Genomic DNA, 20,150 nt, shown 5'->3' on the forward strand with positions numbered 1-20,150 from the left:
ACGGTCGAGGCCATGCCGGGAGGGACCATGCAGACCAACAGGCTGGCGCCGCTGCTCACGGGGCGCCTTTCCGACGAGGCGGCCGCGCGCGTGCGCGAGCAGCGCGCGTCGGGCACGCTCTCGCACTACGCGACCTCGGACCTCGCGGCGATCCGCCGCGACGACGAGCGCGACCAGGACAGCGCCCTGCGCCCCGCCTTCGTGCGCGACACGGAGAAGATCCTCCACATCCCCGCCTACAACAGGCTCAACGGAAAGACCCAGGTCTTCTCGTTCAGGCCCAACGACGACCTCTGCCGCCGCGGCCTCCACGAGCAGCTCGTGGGCAGGGTCGCGCGGGACATCGGCCGCGCCCTGGGGCTCAACCTGGACCTCATCGAGGCCATAGCCCTGGGCCACGACCTGGGGCACACGCCCTTCGGCCATGTGGGCGAGAAGTGCCTCAACGACGTCTTCCACGAGCGCACGGGGCGCTGGTTCTTCCACAACGTGCAGAGCGTGCGCGTGCTCGACCGCCTCTACGGGCGCAACCTCTCGCTCCAGACCCTCGACGGCGTGATCTGCCACAACGGCGAGTTCGAGCAGCAGCGGCTCGAGACCAGCGGGCTCACCAACTTCGACACCTTCGACCGCGTGGTGGCGGGCTGCTGGGAGACGGGCGAGGATGCCATCGGGCGCCTGCGCCCCATGACCCTCGAGGGCTGCGTCGTCCGCGTGTCGGACATCATCGCCTACGTGGGCAAGGACCGGCAGGACGCCATCCGCGCCGGCATCTGCGACGAGGACAGCTTCGACGACGGCCTGGGAGGCGCCTACAACGCGTGGGCGCTCTCGGCCTTCGTGGCCGACGTGGTCGAGAACAGCCTGGGCAAGGACCGCATCGCCCTGAGCGTGGAGGGGTTCGCCGAGCTCAGGCGCGCGAAGCGCGAGAACTACCAGAAGATCTACCGCTCGGCGGAGGTCAACGGCGACTTCTCGCGCGAGGTGGGGGAGTACTTCCACCGCCTCTACGAGCACGAGCTGGATGCCCTGGCCGAGGGTGACGAGGGCAGCGCCGTGTTCCAGCACCACGTGCTCCCGCTCCAGCGGCACCTGGGCCACTACGGGCGCGAGTACGACTGGGAGACGGACCCCGACCAGACCGTCTGCGACTTCATCAGCGCCATGACCGACGACTACTTCGTGGCGATCTGCCAGGAGGCCTTCCCCGAGGCTAGGTCGCTCTTCCCCAGGCGGCGCTACTTCGACGGCGTGCGGGCGTAGAGGGCCACATGGACACCCTCTTCTCAAGCGTCGAGCGCTACAAGCGCAAGGCCAACGCCCCTCTCGCCGTGCGAATGCGGCCCCAGACCCTCGACGAGTTCGTGGGCCAGGAGCAGGCCGTGGGGGAGGGGTCGTGGCTGAGGCGGGCCATAGAGCACGACACGCTCTCGTCCGTCCTCCTCTACGGGCCCGCCGGCACGGGCAAGACCACGCTCGCGCGGATCATCGCCAATGGCACCCATGCCGAGTTCGTCGAGGTCTCGGCCGTGACGGGCACGGTGAAGGACCTCCGTCGCGAGGTTGACGCGGCGGAGAGCCGCCTACTCGTCCAGGGAAGGCGCACCATCCTCTTCGTGGACGAGATCCACCGCTTCAACCGCTCGCAGCAGGACGCGCTGCTGCACGCCGTGGAGGACCGCGTGGTCGTCCTCGTGGGTGCCACGACCGAGAACCCCTACTTCGAGGTCAACTCAGCGCTCATCAGCCGCTCGCGGGTGGTCGAGCTCCAGCCCCTCGACGACGAGTCGCTGCGCACGCTGGTCCTGCGGGCGGTGGCGGACCCCCAGGGCCTGGCCGGCGCCTTCGCCCTCGAGGACGAGGCGCTGCGCGACATCGTGACCCTGGCCGGGGGAGATGGCCGCGCCGCCCTCACCTCGCTCGAGCTCGCGAGCCAGATGGCCCTTCCCACCGGAGACCCCGCCGAGGCCGACCCCTCCCACCCCCTTGCCATCACCTCCGAGCACGTGCGCGAGGCGAACCCCCGCCGCGGCCTCAGCTACGACAAGTCCGGCGACATGCACTACGACGTCATCTCCGCCTTCATCAAGTCGATGCGCGGGAGCGACCCCGACGCGGCCCTCTACTGGCTCGCCCGCATGATCGACGCGGGCGAGGACCCCAAGTTCATCGCGCGCCGCATCTTCATCCTCGCCTCCGAGGACATAGGCAACGCCGACCCCCAGGCCCTCCTCGTGGCCGAGGCCGCCTTCAGGGNCATCATCTCGAAGCTGGACGGGGTCATGGACGAGCTGCAGCCCGCGCTGAAGCAGGCCGACCCCATCGCGGCGAAGCTCGACGTCGCCGTGACGCAGGCAAACGTCAGCCTCGAGCGCGTGAACGGCATCCTGGGCGACGTCTCCACCGTGTCCGGCACCGCCGTCGGCGTGACCGACGCCGTGACCAAGGTCGCCAACAACGCGGCGAACTCGGTGAACGGAATCGTCTCACGCCTCGCCCACGTGCCTGGCGAGCGCGGCTCGGCCAAGCTCGCCCCCGCTGACGACGCCTCGCTTGCGGATGGACCGACTGCCACGCCGCATCGCGCCAAGGAGCCCACGGGGTACGTGACCTACGGCGGCCCCAAGGGTGACGACCCCAAGGATGGCAGCCCCAAGGCACAGGGGGCGGCGGGCGAGGGCGGCGACGCCACCACGAACGAGGGCGACGCCGAGGAGTAGCATCGGCCTCCTTCCCAGCCGAGGATCGATCACACACCACGCGGGCGTCGCCTGACAGCGCCCCTGACAAGGAGAGAAATGACCGAGAACATGGTTCGCCTGAGCGTTCCCGCCGAGGCGAAGTACGCGCGCGCCGTGCGCATGACCGCGGCGAGCCTCGCCGTCGCCTGCGACATGAGCGTGGACGACGTGGAGGACGTCCGCATGGCCGCCGAGGAGGGCTTCGTCTACTGCTGCGCGACCCGTCCCGAGTCCTGCGACATCAGCTTCCGCCTGGGCGAGCGTGCCGTGCGCATGGACTTCGTGCTGGGCGAGGGCGAGCCCGACGAGTCGGAGGGGGGCGCAGGGGAGGATGGCCTCGAGATGGTGGGCCTGCTCCTCTCGGCCATCTGCGACGAGTTCGACATCACCGAGGAGGGCGTCCTGCACCTCGCGAAGGGCACGGTCGTTGCCCATGCCTAGCCTCGACGCAACGTCCGCCTCGGCCGAGCGCCGCCGTCGTAGGAGCTCCGCGCGCCTCACCCACGGCAAGCTCGCCTGGGACAAGGGGCGCACGCGCGAGCTCTTCCGCCGCTACAAGGAGGAGGGCGACGAGGAGGCCCGCGAGCAGCTCATCGAGAGCCACCTGAACCTGGTCCGCTTCCTCGCGTCCAAGTTCAAGAACCGCGGCGAGCCGCTGGACGACCTCATCCAGGTGGGCTCCATCGGCCTCATCAAGGCCATCGACCGCTTCGACCCCGAGCGCGGCCTCGAGTTCACGACCTTCGCCACGCCCACCATCACGGGAGAGATCAAGCGCCACTTCCGCGACAAGGGCTGGTCGGTGCGCGTGCCCCGTCGCCTGCAGGAGCTCTCGGCCAAGGTCAACCAGGTGACCGACGAGCTCACGAAGGAGCTGCAGCGCAGCCCCTCGGTGGAGGAGATAGCCCGCGAGCTCGACTCCACGGTGGACGAGGTGCTCGAGGCGATGGAGTCCTCCAGCGCCTACAGCTCGGTCTCGCTCGAGGCGCCGAGCTCGGGTGGGGACGACGACAGCCCCTCGGTCCTGGACCACTACGCCAGCGAGGACGAGGAGCTCGCCTCCTCTGACGACCGCATGGTCATCGAGGACACCATCCGCGACTTCTCTCCGCGCGAGCAGGAGATCATACGCATGCGCTTCATCGACGGCCTCACCCAGGTCGAGATAGCGAAGAAGCTCGGCATCTCCCAGGTGCAGGTGTCGCGCCTCCTGAGGCGCACGCTCAAGAAGGTCCAGGAGAAGATCGACCCCGAGGGGCTCATGCGCTAGGCCGGAAGGGAGCCCTCATGCCCCAGACCGACGCCCACGACCGTGGCGCCAGCGACGAAAGGGCCCGCAGGGTCGCCCTGCGGGCTTGGGCGACCGTGGGCTGCCTGCTCGCCGTCTGGCNCCCGACGGGCTCTCGCGGGGCGACTTCTACCATCCGGGGCCGAGGGGCTGGGAGGCCTGGCGCGTGGAGGCTGCGGGAAGGGACCATCTTGACGCGCAGGACGGCCGTCCTGGCCAGGACGGCACGAACGGCTAGAATTGGATCCGACCACGTGGCCGCGCCGTGCGTTGCGGCCCACGCACTAGGGAAGGGCAGGTCATGGACCTCACACCTCTTGGCATCTTGATCCTGGCACTCGTGGCCGCGGCGATATGGGCGGTCGTCGAGCTGGCGTTCACCCTCAGGAAGGCCCGCTCCTCCGTCGAGGAGGTGACGAGGTCTGCGAACGAGACGATCGAGCAGGTGCAGCCCATCATCTCGAAGCTGGACGGGGTCATGGACGAGCTGCAGCCCGCGCTGAAGCAGGCCGACCCCATCGCGGCGAAGCTCGACGTCGCCGTGACGCAGGCAAACGTCAGCCTCGAGCGCGTGAACGGCATCCTGGGCGACGTCTCCACCGTGTCCGGCACCGCCGTCGGCGTGACCGACGCCGTGACCAAGGTCGCCAACAACGCGGCGAACTCGGTGAACGGAATCGTCTCACGCCTCGCCCACGTGCCTGGCGAGCGCGGCTCGGCCAAGCTCGCCCCCGCTGACGACGCCTCGCTTGCGGATGGACCGACTGCCACGCCGCATCGCGCCAAGGAGCCCACGGGGTACGTGACCTACGGCGGCCCCAAGGGTGACGACCCCAAGGATGGCAGCCCCAAGGCACAGGGGGCGGCGGGCGAGGGCGGCGACGCCACCACGAACGAGGGCGACGCCGAGGAGTAGCATCGGCCTCCTTCCCAGCCGAGGATCGATCACACACCACGCGGGCGTCGCCTGACAGCGCCCCTGACAAGGAGAGAAATGACCGAGAACATGGTTCGCCTGAGCGTTCCCGCCGAGGCGAAGTACGCGCGCGCCGTGCGCATGACCGCGGCGAGCCTCGCCGTCGCCTGCGACATGAGCGTGGACGACGTGGAGGACGTCCGCATGGCCGCCGAGGAGGGCTTCGTCTACTGCTGCGCGACCCGTCCCGAGTCCTGCGACATCAGCTTCCGCCTGGGCGAGCGTGCCGTGCGCATGGACTTCGTGCTGGGCGAGGGCGAGCCCGACGAGTCGGAGGGGGGCGCAGGGGAGGATGGCCTCGAGATGGTGGGCCTGCTCCTCTCGGCCATCTGCGACGAGTTCGACATCACCGAGGAGGGCGTCCTGCACCTCGCGAAGGGCACGGTCGTTGCCCATGCCTAGCCTCGACGCAACGTCCGCCTCGGCCGAGCGCCGCCGTCGTAGGAGCTCCGCGCGCCTCACCCACGGCAAGCTCGCCTGGGACAAGGGGCGCACGCGCGAGCTCTTCCGCCGCTACAAGGAGGAGGGCGACGAGGAGGCCCGCGAGCAGCTCATCGAGAGCCACCTGAACCTGGTCCGCTTCCTCGCGTCCAAGTTCAAGAACCGCGGCGAGCCGCTGGACGACCTCATCCAGGTGGGCTCCATCGGCCTCATCAAGGCCATCGACCGCTTCGACCCCGAGCGCGGCCTCGAGTTCACGACCTTCGCCACGCCCACCATCACGGGAGAGATCAAGCGCCACTTCCGCGACAAGGGCTGGTCGGTGCGCGTGCCCCGTCGCCTGCAGGAGCTCTCGGCCAAGGTCAACCAGGTGACCGACGAGCTCACGAAGGAGCTGCAGCGCAGCCCCTCGGTGGAGGAGATAGCCCGCGAGCTCGACTCCACGGTGGACGAGGTGCTCGAGGCGATGGAGTCCTCCAGCGCCTACAGCTCGGTCTCGCTCGAGGCGCCGAGCTCGGGTGGGGACGACGACAGCCCCTCGGTCCTGGACCACTACGCCAGCGAGGACGAGGAGCTCGCCTCCTCTGACGACCGCATGGTCATCGAGGACACCATCCGCGACTTCTCTCCGCGCGAGCAGGAGATCATACGCATGCGCTTCATCGACGGCCTCACCCAGGTCGAGATAGCGAAGAAGCTCGGCATCTCCCAGGTGCAGGTGTCGCGCCTCCTGAGGCGCACGCTCAAGAAGGTCCAGGAGAAGATCGACCCCGAGGGGCTCATGCGCTAGGCCGGAAGGGAGCCCTCATGCCCCAGACCGACGCCCACGACCGTGGCGCCAGCGACGAAAGGGCCCGCAGGGTCGCCCTGCGGGCTTGGGCGACCGTGGGCTGCCTGCTCGCCGTCTGGCTGGCCAGCCGCGCGCTCGTGATCGTGTGGCCCGCGGTGGAGCTCCTCATCGTGGGGGTGGTCGTCGGCTTCGTCTGCAGCCCCATCACCAACTGGCTCGAGGGGAGAGGAGTGGGCCGCGCGCTCGCCGCGCTCGCCTCCCTCCTGCTCGTGCTCCTCGTCGCGTCCCTCGTCTTCGTCCTGCTGGGACCGCCCTTCATGAGCCAGCTGCTCGAGGTCCTGCAGAGGACGCCCGTGTACGTCTCGCAGCTGCGCGCGACCATGGGCGGGTTCTGGGAGTCCTTTGGCAGCGACAAGACCGTAGAGGTCCAGCAGAGCCTCGACCAGTTCGTGACCGCCATATCCAACCTGGGCCTCAACACCTCCTCCGAGCTGGTGGAGCGGCTCTCCAGCGGCATCGTGCGCAACGCCGTCTCTGCCGTGGGAGGGCTCTTCACCCTCTTCCTCGGCCTCGTCCTGGGCTACTGGTTCGCGAAGGACTACCCAAGGATTGCGCGCGAGCTCATGGTCATCGCCGGCCCCGCGCACGGCAGGGACCTCTCGGTGCTCCTCGCCGTGATGAGCCGGTCCGTGGGCGGCTACATGAGGGGCGTCACCATCACCTCGCTCGTGGGCGGGCTCCTCGCCTTCGTGGGCTACGCGCTCATGGGACACCCCTACGCGGGGCTCATGGCCATCGCGATGGGCGTGTTCCACTTCGTGCCCGTGGTGGGGCCTTGGATCGCCTCCGCCCTCGCCGTGCTGCTCGCGCTCTCGGTGAGCCCCGTGCTCGCCCTCGAGGCCCTGCTCGTGTCGGTGGTGGTGCAGAACCTGACGGACAACGTGGTTTCTCCCCTGGTCATGCAGTCGTCGGTCAAGGTGCATCCGGCGCTCTCGCTTCTGGGCATCGTGATCGGCAACGCCTTGGGCGGGGTCCTGGGCATGGCGCTGGCGATACCGCTCACCGCCGCGGCCCGCAGCGTCTTCGTCTACTTCTTCGAGTCGAAGAGCGGACGGCAGCTCGTCTCGTACGACGGGGCGCTGTTCAGGAGCACCCCCTTCCGCGACGAGGAGGGGCGCATCGAGCCCTCCTTCGACGCCCTGGACGACGACCGCTTCTTCGAGAGCACGCGGCTGGTGAGCCCCGAGGGCCTGCATGCGGTGCGGCCCGAGCCCCGGCCGGACGCGGCCGGGGTCGGCCTGGGGGCGCGGGTGCAAAACGTCGCGCGGCATGCCATGCGCGGCAGGTCTGGCGCAGACGATGAAGAGAAGTAGCTGAGTGGCAATTCCCAGCCGCGCTCGAAGGGCGCGCCACGTATGATATATGGGTTGGCTCGGCGCCACCGCCGCGAGTAAAACCACAAGGAGAAGCATGAGCAGCTCTGACTACAAGACCATGACCACCGCGCAGATTCGCAGCGACTTCCTGCGCTTCTTCGAGGAGAAGGGCTGCAAGCTCTATCCGTCCTCCTCGCTCGTCCCCGAGGACCCCTCGCTCCTCCTCGCCAACGCCGGCATGAACCAGTTCAAGGAGTACTACCAGGGCACCAAGACCATGAGGGAGATAGGTGCCACCTCCTGCCAGAAGTGCCTGCGCACGAACGACATCGACAACATCGGCGACTCCCGCCACCTCTCGTTCTTCGAGATGCTGGGCAACTTCTCGTTCGGCGGCTACACCAAGGCCGATGCCATCGCCTGGGCCTGGGAGTTCATCACCAGCCCCGAGCACCTCGGCCTTCCCGCGGACCGCCTCTACATGACCGTCTTCGAGGACGACGACGAGGCGATCGAGCTCTGGCACGCCCAGGGCGTCGCCTATGACCACATCTCGCGTCTGGGCGAGGAGGACAACTTCTGGGCCGCCGGCCCCACCGGTCCCTGCGGTCCCTGCTCCGAGATCTACTTCGACCAGGGCCCCGACTTCGAGGGAGAGGCGCCCGGCGACGACGGCGACCGCTACCTCGAGTTCTGGAACCTCGTCTTCACCCAGTACGACCGCCAGGAGGACGGCTCGATGCCTGAGCTGCCCCATCGCAACATCGACACCGGCATGGGCCTGGAGCGCATTGCGGCGATCATGCAGCACGAGGGCTCCAACTACGAGGGCGACGTCCTGCGCACCCTCATCGGCGTGGGCGAGCGGCTCGCCGGCGTGACCTATCATGCGTCCGACGCGGTGGACAAGAGCCTGCGCATCGTCGCCGACCACAGCCGCGCCGTCTCGTTCATGATCGGCGACGGCATCCTGCCCTCCAACGAGGGGCGTGGCTACGTCCTGCGCCGCCTGCTGCGCCGCGCCGTCTACCACGGACGCCTCCTGGGCATCCAGGGACGCTTCCTCTCCAGCTACGTCCACGAGGTCACGAGCCTCATGGCGGACGTGTACCCGCAGCTGGTGGAGAACGGCGCCCTCATCGACGGCATCGTGAACGCCGAGGAGGAGCGCTTCGGCGCAACCCTGGACGCCGGCGAGACCATGCTCAAGGCCGAGCTCGAGTCCCTGGGCGAGGGGGAGGACCTCTCGGGCGCCGTGGCCTTCAAGCTGCATGACACCTATGGCTTCCCCATCGACCTCACGCGCGAGATCTGCGCCAACTCCGGCCATGGCATCGACATGGGCGCCTTCGACAGCGCCATGGAGGCCCAGCGCGAGCGCGCCCGCGCCACGGCCAACCGCGACGCCTGGGGCAAGGCCAACAACGTGTGGGTCTCCATCTCCGACCGCATCGCCCAGACCGAGTTCGTGGGCTACGACAGCGACGAGCTCGAGGGCGCCCGGGTGCTGGCCCTCGTCCGCGACGGCGAGGAGGTCCCCTCCGCCACCCTGGGGCAGAGGGTCGAGGTCGTCCTCGACCGCACTCCCTTCTACGCCGAGATGGGCGGCCAGGTGGGCGACACCGGCAGGCTCCTGGCAAAGGGCCTGAGCCTGCAGGTCACTGACACACGCCACCACGAGGGTGGTCTTGTGGGGCATGTGGCGGAGGTCGTCGCGGGTGAGGTGGCCCAGGGCCGCGAGCTCCGTGCCGTGGTCGACCACGGCCGCCGCGAGCTCATCCGACGCAACCACACCGCGACCCACCTCCTGGACGCCGCGCTCAAGCAGGTCCTGGGCGAGCACGTGAGCCAGGCGGGTTCCCTCGTCGCCCCCGACCGCCTGCGCTTCGACTTCACGCACTTCGAGGCCATGACCAAGGACGAGGTCGAGCGCGTCGAGGGGCTGGTCAACGCGCAGATTTTCGCAGCCGAGCCCATCGTGACCAGGATCATGGGCATCGAGGAGGCCAAGGCGTCCGGTGCAGTCGCCCTCTTCGGCGAGAAGTACGGCGACGTCGTGCGCGTGGTCTCGTGCGGCGAGTCCGAGACGCCCTTCTCCCGCGAGCTCTGCGGCGGCACCCATGCCCGCAACACCGCGGAGCTCGGCCTCTTCAAGATCGTGAGCGAGAGCTCCGTGGGGTCCAACGCCCGCAGGCTCGAGGCCGTGACCTCCGCCGGCGCCATAGAGTACGTGGACGAGCGCCTGCAGCTCCTGGAAGACGTCGCGGCGTCGCTCAAGTGCCGCCCGTCCGACCTCAAGGCGCGCGTCGAGGCCCTGGAGGCGGAGCTCCGCGAGGCGCGCAAGAGCCTGGACGCGGCCAAGGTGGGTGCCTCCAGCGACCAGCTGGCGCAGGCTATCTCCTCCGCGGTCGACCTGGGCGGCTACCGCTGCGCTATCGCCCGCGTCGAGGGCCTCTCGGGCAAGGAGCTCCGCAGCGCCTGGGACACCATCCGCGACGGCATGGGCGGGCAGAAGGCCGCCTGCGTCATCGCCTCCGCCACGCCAGACGGCAAGGTCGCCCTGCTCGCGGCAGCGACCGACGACGCCGTCGCCCTGGGCTTCTCCGCCGGTGCATTGGTCAAGGAGGCCTCGCAGCTGGTGGGTGGCCGCGGTGGCGGAAGGCCCAACATGGCCCAGGCAGGCGGCACCGACGCCTCCGGAATCGACGCGGCGCTGAGGGCCGTCCGAGAGATGCTGGGCGCCTAGCGGCATGCGGGTCCTCGCCCTCGACATAGGGGAGGTGCGCATCGGCGTCGCGGCGAGCGACGCGAGCGGAAGCATCGCCTCTCCCGTCAAGGTGCTCCCGGCCCAGGAGGTCCTCCAGAACGCGCGCAGCTTCAGGCGCATCCTGGAGGACTACGAGCCCGAGCTCCTGCTGTGCGGCCGCCCCCTCACCCTTGCGGGCGAGGAGGGTCCCCAGGCCGAGCGCGTCATGGAGCAGGCGAGGGGGGTCGCGGCTTCCTGCGGCCTTCCTCTGGAGTTTGCCGACGAGCGCTTCTCGTCCAGGGAGGCCAAGCGTATCCTTCGTGAGCAGGGGTACGACGAGCGCTCGATGCGCGGGCGCGTCGACATGGTGGCGGCGTCCCTGTTCCTGCAGGCCTGGCTGGACGCCCGAGTAGATTAGGTCCCTGATGTCTGACAACCCGACCCGCAACGGATCGCACTTCTCGCCCGAGCCCTCGAGTCGCGGCTCCCGGCCCGTCCGCGGCGGCGACACGCGTCGCTCGCGCGGNCGCAGCTCCTGCGCGTCGCGGAGCGCGTCGTGCTGGGAGACCGCCGGTTCAGGGGGGAATAGCCCGGGACTCGGATGCTAGAATCGTCACGAAAGACATCTTTCCTCTCGAGAGGCTCTATGGCATCGGCTGGCGGGTACGTGGTCCACGAGGGCTGCGACCACATCTTCTTCGTGGGCTTTCACGGAGCGGGCAAGTCCACCTTGGCGCGCAACCTGGGTGGGCTCTTCCGTCGTGACTACGTGGACACCGACCGCATGGTCGAGCGCATGCGCGGCCTCAGCGTCTGCCAGATCTTTGAGCGGGAGGGCGAGGAGGCGTTTCGACGCGACGAGGCGAAGGTCCTCAGGGGCCTCCTCTCGCGCAAGTCCCTGCTCGTGAGCTGCGGGGGCGGCATCGTGGAGGGGCGGGAGAGCTGCGAGCTCATGCACCGCATGGGCACGGTGGTCTACCTCGACGGGGACGTCGAGGACTCCCTTCGCCAGCTCAGGCATCCCGAGCTCAGGCCCGACTTCGCCACGGTGGACTGCGCCAGGAGCCTCCACGTCCGGAGGCGGCCCCTCTACGAGGCGACCTCCGACTACACGATAGACATCAGGAACAGGACGTTCGAGCAGGTCTGTGCCGATGCGGCCCAGCTGCTCTGGGAGAAGGGTCTGCTATGAGCGAAGAGGTGCCCGAGCTGGTCAGACAGTGGGTCTCGGTGCCCGGGGGCTCCTGCGACGTGCGCGTGGGCCGCGACCTCGTCGAGGGGCTGGGGTCCGTCCTCAAGACGGTGGCCGGAAGGCCCGAGGTCTGCGCCATCGTGGTCCCGGCGGGCTCCGACGAGGGGCTGGTCGAGCGTCTGCGCAGGCAGGTCACCGACGCCGGATTCAGGGNGATAGCCCAGATCCTCCTCGACGCCGGCGTCATCAGCGACAGCGGGGAGTTCTTCAAGGCCGTCCAGGCCCAGGGCGCGGAGTCGAGCATGAAGAGCGGCTCCTACGACTTCTTCACCGGCGCCAACGTGTCCGAGGTCGTGAGGCAGCTCGTGAGCGGGCCCAACTCCGCGGCGGGCAAGCTGACCATAGCCGAGGGCCTCACCCTCCAGAAGACGGCGGAGGCCGTCGGCTCGAGCGGCATCGGCGTGTCGGCCGAGGACTTCCTCAACCAGGCAAAGGCCTCCAACTACGTCGCCGACTACCCCTTCCTCGCACGGGCCGCCAACGACTCCCTCGAGGGCTTCCTGTATCCCAAGACCTACGACCTGGGCGGCAAGGCGGCCAGCGCGGATGCCGTCATCCGCGCCATGCTCGACCAATATGGGCAGGAGGTCGCGAGCCTCGACCTCGCCTCGGCGGAGGCGAGAATCAAGGAGACCTACGGCATCGACATGAGCGACTACGGCATCCTCACCCTCGCCTCCATCATCGAGAAGGAGGCCCTGAACGACGAGGACCGCAGCAACATCTCGTCCGTGATGTACAACCGCATGAGGGAGGGCATGGCCCTGCAGAGCGATGCCACGATGGGCTACGTGACGGGCGGTGCCGTGAGCGCCGACGACCTCAAGACCCAGAGCCCCTACAACACCTACCTCAACGCGGGACTGACCCCGACTCCCATCTGCTCGCCCAGCCTTGCCTCCATCCAGGCCGCGATGGACCCGCCCAGCACCAACTACCTCTACTTCTGGATCACCCAGAGCGAGCACGTCTTCTCCGAGACCTACGACCAGCACCTGCAGGCGATCTCCAATGCCTCGTAGTCCCTTCGAGGCAACGGCCTACGTCGCCTCCGTTGACCTCGTCGACGTCGGGCGCCTCGCCTCCGAGGGGGTGCGCTGCGTGCTCCTGGACCGTGACAACACCTGCGTGCCTCGCGACGCGAAGGTCGCGCCCCCGCAGGTCCTCGACTGGCTCGGGCGGGTGCGGGAGGCGGGAATGGCGACCTGCGTCGTCTCGAACAACTTCCATTCCGCCGAGGTCGAGCGCTCGGCCCGCGAGCTGGGCTGCGAGGTCGTGCATCACGCCATGAAGCCCCTGCCCTTCGCCGTCCATGCCGCGCTGCGCAAGGTGGGCGTCCCCGCCGAGCAGGCCGTGCTCGTGGGCGACCAGGTGTTCACCGACGTCGTGGCGGGGAACCNCCGCCTGCGCTTCGACTTCACGCACTTCGAGGCCATGACCAAGGACGAGGTCGAGCGCGTCGAGGGGCTGGTCAACGCGCAGATTTTCGCAGCCGAGCCCATCGTGACCAGGATCATGGGCATCGAGGAGGCCAAGGCGTCCGGTGCAGTCGCCCTCTTCGGCGAGAAGTACGGCGACGTCGTGCGCGTGGTCTCGTGCGGCGAGTCCGAGACGCCCTTCTCCCGCGAGCTCTGCGGCGGCACCCATGCCCGCAACACCGCGGAGCTCGGCCTCTTCAAGATCGTGAGCGAGAGCTCCGTGGGGTCCAACGCCCGCAGGCTCGAGGCCGTGACCTCCGCCGGCGCCATAGAGTACGTGGACGAGCGCCTGCAGCTCCTGGAAGACGTCGCGGCGTCGCTCAAGTGCCGCCCGTCCGACCTCAAGGCGCGCGTCGAGGCCCTGGAGGCGGAGCTCCGCGAGGCGCGCAAGAGCCTGGACGCGGCCAAGGTGGGTGCCTCCAGCGACCAGCTGGCGCAGGCTATCTCCTCCGCGGTCGACCTGGGCGGCTACCGCTGCGCTATCGCCCGCGTCGAGGGCCTCTCGGGCAAGGAGCTCCGCAGCGCCTGGGACACCATCCGCGACGGCATGGGCGGGCAGAAGGCCGCCTGCGTCATCGCCTCCGCCACGCCAGACGGCAAGGTCGCCCTGCTCGCGGCAGCGACCGACGACGCCGTCGCCCTGGGCTTCTCCGCCGGTGCATTGGTCAAGGAGGCCTCGNACTCGGAGGCCACGCGCCTCTCGCTCGCGCTGATGGTCGCCACGGCCGTCGCGGACTCGAGGCCGACGCTCGAGCACCTCTGGGACGCCACGCCCCAGATCATGGAGGGCGACGAGGACGTCCTCCTCGACCAAGCCATGGCCCTGCTCAAGGCCCGCGGTAAGCTCGCCTCCTCGACGGCCGTCGCCGTGCGACAGTCGCTCTTCTATGGGCAGGACTTCGTGCGCGCCCTGCGCCCGCTGGTCCCCGCGGCATCCGAGGCGGAGCTCCTGGGGGAGGCCCTTCGCTTCTCCGCCCGCATCTCGGCCGGCGAGGGCAAGCTCGACGTGGACGACGTGCTGGTGCAGGACGAGCTGCTCGAGCGCCTGGGCGTCGAGCCCATAGAGTGCGAGCTCGAGCCGGGGGCCATGGTGGAGGCCCTGAGGAGGGAGCGCTTCGCGCGCAGCAACCGCTTCCTCCTGGCGCTGCCCCAGGCCGTGGGGCGCGTGAGGCTCTCCTCCGTCGACGAGGACCTGCTCGCCGAGCATGCCGCCGCCTGGTGCGACGCCCACCTGCCCGAGGAATAGAAGGATCGAACTGCCGACGCGGGGCAGGACCCCGCACCCACGCGGCAGAGGATGGCCAGAGAGGAACAGAACATGGCAGACGCAAAGGCCTGCGCGGGACGCGTCGAGCGCTTCCGCGCGCTCATGGGGGAGCGTGGCTACGACGCCGCGATCCTGAGGAACAACCCCGACCTGCGCTGGCTCACGGGTGCCGAGCGCACCTTCGACGGCGAGGTGGCGCACACGGCCGTCGTCACGGCCGACGGGCTCTGGCTCCATACCGACTCCCGCTACTTCAACACCTTCCAGGAGCGCCTGGGCGCCGACACACCCTGGCAGATCGACATGGAGCTCGTCGACCCCGCGGAGTGGGCGGCGCGCGTTGTCTCGATGGCGCACGCCCGCGTCGTGGCCATCGAGGACAGCTGCAGCCTCGCCTTCTTCGACGCCTTCAACGTTGCCTGCGCCAAGCAGTCGACCGCCTGCCTCGTCCCGCGCATGCACGGCGACATCGTCGGCCTGCGCATCGTGAAAGACGCCGAGGAGGTCGAGCTCATGCGCCACGCCCAGCGCATCACCGATGCGGCCTTCGAGCACATCTGCGGCTTCGTCAAGGCGGGCGTGACCGAGCAGGAGATCAAGGTCGAGCTCGAGAACTACATGCTCACGCATGGTGCGGACGCGCTCTCGTTTGACACCATCGTCGCCGCGGGGCCCAACGGCGCCAACCCGCACGCCCAGCCGGGCGAGTACGTGGTCCGGGAGGGCGACATGGTCGTCATGGACTACGGTGCCGGCTACCACGACTACCACTCCGACATGACGCGCACCGTGTGCGTGGGCGAACCGGGGGAGGAGCAGCGCCGGGTCTACGACGTGGTTCGTCTCGCCCACGAGACCTGCGCCCGCGAGGCAAGGCCCGGCTGCATCGGCAGCGACATCCACAACTTGGCCGTCGAGGTCATCACCGACGCCGGCTACGGCGACTACTTCAAGCATGGCCTGGGCCACGGCGTGGGGCTCGAGATCCACGAGCAGCCCAGCTTCGGCAGGCTCTACGACAAGCCCGTCCCCGTCGGCTCCGTGATAACCATCGAGCCGGGCATCTACCTGCCCGGTCGCTTCGGAGTGCGCCTCGAGGACTTCGGCATCATGGGGGAGGACGGCTACCATCCCTTCACCAAGTCCGGCCACGAGCTCCGCGTGGTGGGGTAGCGCACGACAGGGCAACCCGACGCGCGGCGGGTCGATCCGGCAGGGGAGGCCCCACCCGCTGCGTGCTATTCTTCTTTGCTAGCCGCGAGGGCATGGCCCCTCGCGCAGACCTGACCAGCCCGAAGGTCGCGCGCGCTCAAGACACGAGTGCCAACGCGTGCCCCGGGCCAGACGAGAGGAAGTACCTGTGGAAGAGATGCCCAAGACCTACGACCCCCAGGCCAGCGAGCCCGCTCTCATCGACCGCTGGGTCTCTGCAGGCTGCTACCAGCGCAGCAAGGGCGTGGGAGACTGCACCGTCGTGATCCCGCCCCCCAACGTCACGGGCATCCTGCACATGGGGCACGCCATGGACGACGCCATCCAGGACGCGTTCGTGCGCTACAACCGCATGAGGGGCCGCTCCACCCGCTGGATCCTGGGAACTGACCATGCCGGCATCGCCACGCAGACCAAGGTGGACAAGAAGCTCAAGTCCGAGGGCGTCTCTCGCCTCGAGATCGGACGCGAGAGGTTCCTCGACGCCTGCTGGGACTGGACGCACGAGTACGGCGGGACCATCGTGAGCCAGATCCGCCGCATGGGCTGCTCGATCGACTTCGACGACGAGAAGTTCACCATGAGCCCCGAGTTCTCGAAGGCCGTGCGCAAGGTCTTCGTCGACTGGTACCACGACGGGCTGATCTACCGCGGCAAGCGCATCGTCAACTGGTGCCCCAGCTGCCGTACCGCGATCTCGGACGACGAGGCGGAGTACCAGGACGAGAAGGGTCACCTCTGGTACCTGCGCTACCCCCTGGCGGAGCCCGTGGACGGCGTCGAGTACGTGACCGTGGCCACCACCCGTCCCGAGACCATGCTGGGCGACACCGGCATCGCCGTGAGCCCATCCGACCCCAAGAAGGCGGGGCTCGTGGGCAAGACGGTCATCCTGCCCATCATGGACCGCGAGATCCCCATCTTCTCGGACTGGCACGTCGACGCCGGCTTCGGCACCGGATTTGTCAAGGTGACCCCCGCGCATGACCCCAACGACTACGCCATGGGCCAGGCCCACGGCCTCGAGCAGATCAACATCTTCGACGAGACCGCGCACGTGGTGGAGGGCTACGGCGAGTTCAGCGGCATGGACCGCGACGAGTGCCGCAAGGCCATCGTGGCCTGGTTCGAGGAGCATGGGCTGCTCGACCACGTCGAGGAGCTGGACCACTCCGTCATGCACTGCTACCGCTGCGGCACCGCCCTCGAGCCTTGGCTCAGCGAGCAGTGGTTTGTGGCCGTGGACAAGCTCAAGGAGCGTGCCTGCGAGGTCGTGAGGGACGGCGAGGTCACGTTCCACCCTGACCGCTGGACCCAGACCTACCTCACCTGGATGGAGAACCTCAAGGACTGGTGCATCAGCCGCCAGCTCTGGTGGGGCCACCGCATCCCCGTCTTCTACTGCGACGACTGCGGCTGGCAGGACGCCCTCATGGAGGACGTGGACGTGTGCCCCCACTGCGGTGGCCACCACGTGCACCAGGACGAGGACGTGCTCGACACCTGGTTCAGCTCGCAGCTCTGGACCTTCGCCACGCAGGGCTGGCCCGACCACCCGGAGCAGATGGAGGGGCACCACCCCACCAAGGTGCTGGTCACCGCGCGTGACATCATCGCCCTCTGGGTGGCGCGCATGGTCATGAGCTCCCTCTACTTCACGGGAGAGGTGCCCTTCCACGACGTGTACATCTACGCGACGATCCTGGCCAAGGACGGCAGCCGCATGTCCAAGTCCAAGGGCAACGGCGTCAACCCCATGGAGCTCATGGAGAAGTACGGCGCCGACGCCATGCGCTTCAACCTGCTGACGCTCATCACCAACAACCAGGACGTCAAGTTCGACGCGAACATCGACAAGAAGACCAAGGCGCTCATAGACAGCCCCCGGACCGAGCAGGCGCGCGGGTTCGTGACCAAGATCTGGAACGCGAGCCGCTTCGTCCAGATGAACCTCGACGGCTACGAGCCGGGCCCCGCGCTCGCGCAAACCCCCGAGGACGCCTGGATGCTCAGCCGCCTCGCGCGCGCCGTGCGCACGGCGACCTCGCAGCTCGAGGCCTACGAGTTCGGCGACTACGCCCGTGACATCCAGTCCTTCTTCTGGAACGAGGTCTGCGACTGGTACATCGAGCTCTGCAAGGGCCGCCTCCTGGACGGTGTCGCCGCGGAGCGCCTGCAGGTCCAGCGCAACCTGGTCTTCGTCCTCGACGTGAGCATGCGCCTGCTCCACCCGGTGATGCCCTTCGTGACCGAGAGCGTGTGGGACATGCTTCCCGCCTCCGCCCTGGACGACCATTCGAGCGAGTTCCTCATGACGGCCGCCTGGCCCGAGCCTGAGGCGCTCGCGGGCTTCGTCAACGAGCGCGCCGAGGGCGACTTCGAGCTCGCCAAGCGCCTCATCTCCGTCGTGCGCTCTACCCGGGCCCGCTACCGCCTCTCGCCCAAGGCCGAGCTTGCCGTGGCGGTGCGCGCCAGCGAGCCAGAGCTCGCGGTCCTCTCCTCGCAGGAGGGCTTCATCCGCAAGGTGGGCCGCGTGAGCGAGCTCATGCTCGACGCCGGGCAGGAGCGCCCGGTGGGCTCCGTCTCGGTTGCCGACGGCGGCCTCGAGGCCTTCGTCGTGGTGGGCGAGCTCGTGGACCTCGCCGCAGAGTCCAGGCGCCTCCAGAAGGAGCTTGCCAAGGCGGAGAAAGACCTCGCGTCCGTCGTTCGCACCCTCTCCAACGAGGGCTTCGTGGCCAAGGCGGCACCCGAGGTCATCGAGAAGAAACGCCAGCAGCAGGAGGATCTCGACCTGGCGGTGGAGCAGCTCAGGAGCCAGATTGCCGACTTCGCATAGGCCTGCCGCCCGCGGCCCCCGCCCGCCACAGACGGATTCGAGTGCCCTGACGCCCTGCGGTGGCGGGGCACTCTGCCACGGGTGTAGAATTCAACGGTTCGTCAAAAAACGAGATGGGCACGCGCCCTGGAAGAGGGGCCTATGAGCCGCGTGAGTCGCAAGGAAGCCGTCTTCTACGACCACTTCAGGGCGTCGTCGAAGATGATCGTCGAAGCCGCGGAGCTCTTCGTGAGGATCGTGGGGGAGTGGCCGAGCTCCAAGCCCCTCATCCCCCTGATGAAGGAGTTCGAGAGCAGGCACGACGAGCTCACCGGACAGGCGATGGACGAGCTCAACCGCTCCTTCATCACGCCCTTCGACCGCGACGACGTATTCCAGCTCATCACCCTCCTGGACGACATCGTGGACGGCATGGAGGGGGTCTCGGCGCGCTTCGCCATCTACGACGTCAACGTGATGATCGCCCCCGCCAAGGACATGGCCGACCTCACCCTGGCCTCCGCCCGCGAGCTCCAGACCCTCTTCGAGCACTTCGACAGGTTCAAGAAGGATCCCGTCGTCACGCAGCAGATGCGGCGCGTCAACGAGCTCGAGGACCAGGGCGACGTCGTCTACCGGGAGGCGCTCGGCGCCGTCTTCGCCGCCCACGACGACCCCATCCACACCCTCAAGTGGAAGAGCCTGCTCGACAAGATGGAGGACGCGCTCGACAACTGCAAGCACGTCTCCAACGTCGCTCATAGCGTGGTAATGAAGAATGCCTAGCCCGCTGCTCGCCGCCGTGCTCGTCATCGCGTTCGCCTTCGAGTTCATCAACGGCTTCCACGACACGGCGAACGCCATCGCCACCACGGTGTACACGCGCGCCCTCTCTCCCCGGGTGGCCATCCTGAGCTCTGCGGCCATGAACTTCGTCGGCGCGCTCACGAGCGAGAAGGTCGCCATGACCATCGCCACGGGCCTGGTGAGCGTGCAGCTGGGACTTCACGTCATCCTCGCCGCCCTCCTGGGCGCCGTGGCCTGGGACCTCTTCACCTGGTGGTTCTCGATTCCCTCGAGCTCGAGCCACGCCCTCATCGGGAGCCTCATCGGCGCGACCATGGTCTTCACGGGGGGACCCCAGGACGTGATCTGGGAGGGGGTTGTGGACAAGGTCGTGATTCCCCTCTTCACCTCGCCCCTCATCGGCCTGGCCCTGGGCTTCGTCTTCATGAACCTGGCCTTCGAGGCCTTCGCCGACGTCACGGCCCATAACGCGAACTCCTTCTTCCACAAGGCCCAGGTCGCCTCGTCGATGTTCATGGCCTACAGCCACGGCAACAACGACGCACAGAAGACCATGGGCATCATCACCATCGCCCTTGTCTCGGCGGGGATGCTCGATGCCGGGGCCGGCGTGCCCCTCTGGGTGAAGGTGCTCTGCGCGGCGATGATGGCCCTGGGGACCGCCATCGGCGGGCAGCGCATCATGAAGACGGTGGGCCAGGGCGTCACCAAGCTGGAGCCCGCCATCGGCTTCGTCTGCCAGACGGCCTCTGCCATCGCCATCGAGGCGATGACCGCCCTGGGCGCACCTGTCTCCACCACGCAGGTGCTCACCACCTCGATCATGGGTGCGGGCAGTGCCAAGGGCATCAAGAACGTGCGCTGGGGGGTCGCCGGCAGCATCGTGACCGCCTGGGTCGTGACCCTTCCGGCCACCATGTGCCTGGGCGCCCTCTTCGCCCTCGTGGCGGAGCGCTTCTAG

At 68.5% G+C, this 20,150-nt stretch carries 16 protein-coding genes and 1 pseudogene; all 17 read left to right on the plus strand.

The annotated features are described in order from the left end of the window. Positions 1-27: 27 nt before the first annotated feature. The 17 genes and pseudogenes from BQ7388_RS00560 (at position 28) to BQ7388_RS00640 (ending at position 20,150) form a co-directional block, all read left to right on the plus strand. Positions 28-1,263: a deoxyguanosinetriphosphate triphosphohydrolase family protein gene (locus BQ7388_RS00560; protein ID WP_072499521.1), complete on the plus strand. Its 1,236-nt coding sequence runs from the start codon at positions 28-30 to the stop codon at positions 1,261-1,263. An 8-nt stretch (positions 1,264-1,271) separates the two neighbouring features. Next, positions 1,272-2,255 (plus strand): annotated as a pseudogene (locus tag BQ7388_RS00565) (replication-associated recombination protein A); the annotation flags it as partial. 543 nt (positions 2,256-2,798) lie between these two features. Next, on the plus strand, positions 2,799-3,182 hold the full coding sequence (locus BQ7388_RS00570; RefSeq protein WP_009279061.1) for an ATP-binding protein: 384 nt from the start codon (positions 2,799-2,801) through the stop codon (positions 3,180-3,182). After that, the gene (locus tag BQ7388_RS00575) at positions 3,175-4,011 is read left to right on the plus strand and encodes a SigB/SigF/SigG family RNA polymerase sigma factor (RefSeq protein WP_009279062.1); all 837 of its coding nucleotides are present in this window, start codon (positions 3,175-3,177) and stop codon (positions 4,009-4,011) included. The genes BQ7388_RS00570 and BQ7388_RS00575 overlap by 8 nt, the downstream gene beginning before the upstream one ends. A gap of 319 nt (positions 4,012-4,330) precedes the next feature. After that, positions 4,331-4,945: a DUF948 domain-containing protein gene (locus BQ7388_RS00580; RefSeq protein WP_072499522.1), complete on the plus strand. Its 615-nt coding sequence runs from the start codon at positions 4,331-4,333 to the stop codon at positions 4,943-4,945. A gap of 78 nt (positions 4,946-5,023) precedes the next feature. After that, positions 5,024-5,407, plus strand: coding sequence for an ATP-binding protein (locus BQ7388_RS00585; RefSeq protein ID WP_009279061.1), 384 nt, complete (start codon positions 5,024-5,026; stop codon positions 5,405-5,407). Beyond that, the gene (locus BQ7388_RS00590) at positions 5,400-6,236 is read left to right on the plus strand and encodes a SigB/SigF/SigG family RNA polymerase sigma factor (protein ID WP_009279062.1); all 837 of its coding nucleotides are present in this window, start codon (positions 5,400-5,402) and stop codon (positions 6,234-6,236) included. The genes BQ7388_RS00585 and BQ7388_RS00590 overlap by 8 nt, the downstream gene beginning before the upstream one ends. A gap of 17 nt (positions 6,237-6,253) precedes the next feature. Continuing rightward, the gene (locus BQ7388_RS00595) at positions 6,254-7,609 is read left to right on the plus strand and encodes an AI-2E family transporter (RefSeq protein WP_009279063.1); all 1,356 of its coding nucleotides are present in this window, start codon (positions 6,254-6,256) and stop codon (positions 7,607-7,609) included. Positions 7,610-7,706: 97 nt separating this feature from the next. Further along, a complete protein-coding gene (gene alaS / locus BQ7388_RS00600; RefSeq protein WP_072499523.1) occupies positions 7,707-10,358 on the plus strand; it encodes an alanine--tRNA ligase in 2,652 nt (883 codons plus the stop codon). Between the two features lie 4 nt (positions 10,359-10,362). Next, the gene (gene ruvX, locus BQ7388_RS00605; protein WP_072499524.1) at positions 10,363-10,776 is read left to right on the plus strand and encodes a Holliday junction resolvase RuvX; all 414 of its coding nucleotides are present in this window, start codon (positions 10,363-10,365) and stop codon (positions 10,774-10,776) included. Between the two features lie 228 nt (positions 10,777-11,004). Next, positions 11,005-11,550 (plus strand): shikimate kinase, encoded by a 546-nt coding sequence (locus BQ7388_RS00610; protein WP_072499525.1) that lies wholly within the window; start codon positions 11,005-11,007, stop codon positions 11,548-11,550. Further along, positions 11,547-12,632: an endolytic transglycosylase MltG gene (gene mltG / locus BQ7388_RS00615; RefSeq protein WP_234946727.1), complete on the plus strand. Its 1,086-nt coding sequence runs from the start codon at positions 11,547-11,549 to the stop codon at positions 12,630-12,632. The genes BQ7388_RS00610 and mltG overlap by 4 nt, the downstream gene beginning before the upstream one ends. Then, on the plus strand, positions 12,622-14,334 hold the full coding sequence (locus BQ7388_RS00620; RefSeq protein ID WP_072499526.1) for an HAD family hydrolase: 1,713 nt from the start codon (positions 12,622-12,624) through the stop codon (positions 14,332-14,334). The genes mltG and BQ7388_RS00620 overlap by 11 nt, the downstream gene beginning before the upstream one ends. A 72-nt stretch (positions 14,335-14,406) precedes the next feature. Continuing rightward, positions 14,407-15,528: a M24 family metallopeptidase gene (locus tag BQ7388_RS00625; RefSeq protein WP_072499527.1), complete on the plus strand. Its 1,122-nt coding sequence runs from the start codon at positions 14,407-14,409 to the stop codon at positions 15,526-15,528. A gap of 187 nt (positions 15,529-15,715) precedes the next feature. Continuing rightward, positions 15,716-18,403: a valine--tRNA ligase gene (locus tag BQ7388_RS00630; RefSeq protein ID WP_072499528.1), complete on the plus strand. Its 2,688-nt coding sequence runs from the start codon at positions 15,716-15,718 to the stop codon at positions 18,401-18,403. Between the two features lie 150 nt (positions 18,404-18,553). Then, positions 18,554-19,168, plus strand: a complete 615-nt coding sequence (locus tag BQ7388_RS00635; protein ID WP_159430773.1) for a DUF47 domain-containing protein — start codon at positions 18,554-18,556, stop codon at positions 19,166-19,168. Beyond that, entirely contained in the window at positions 19,161-20,150 is a 990-nt protein-coding gene (locus BQ7388_RS00640) for an inorganic phosphate transporter (protein WP_009279073.1), read from the plus strand. The genes BQ7388_RS00635 and BQ7388_RS00640 overlap by 8 nt, the downstream gene beginning before the upstream one ends.

Origin of the sequence: Olsenella phocaeensis (genome assembly GCF_900120385.1) — a bacterium.
GTDB lineage: Bacteria > Actinomycetota > Coriobacteriia > Coriobacteriales > Atopobiaceae > Olsenella_I > Olsenella_I phocaeensis.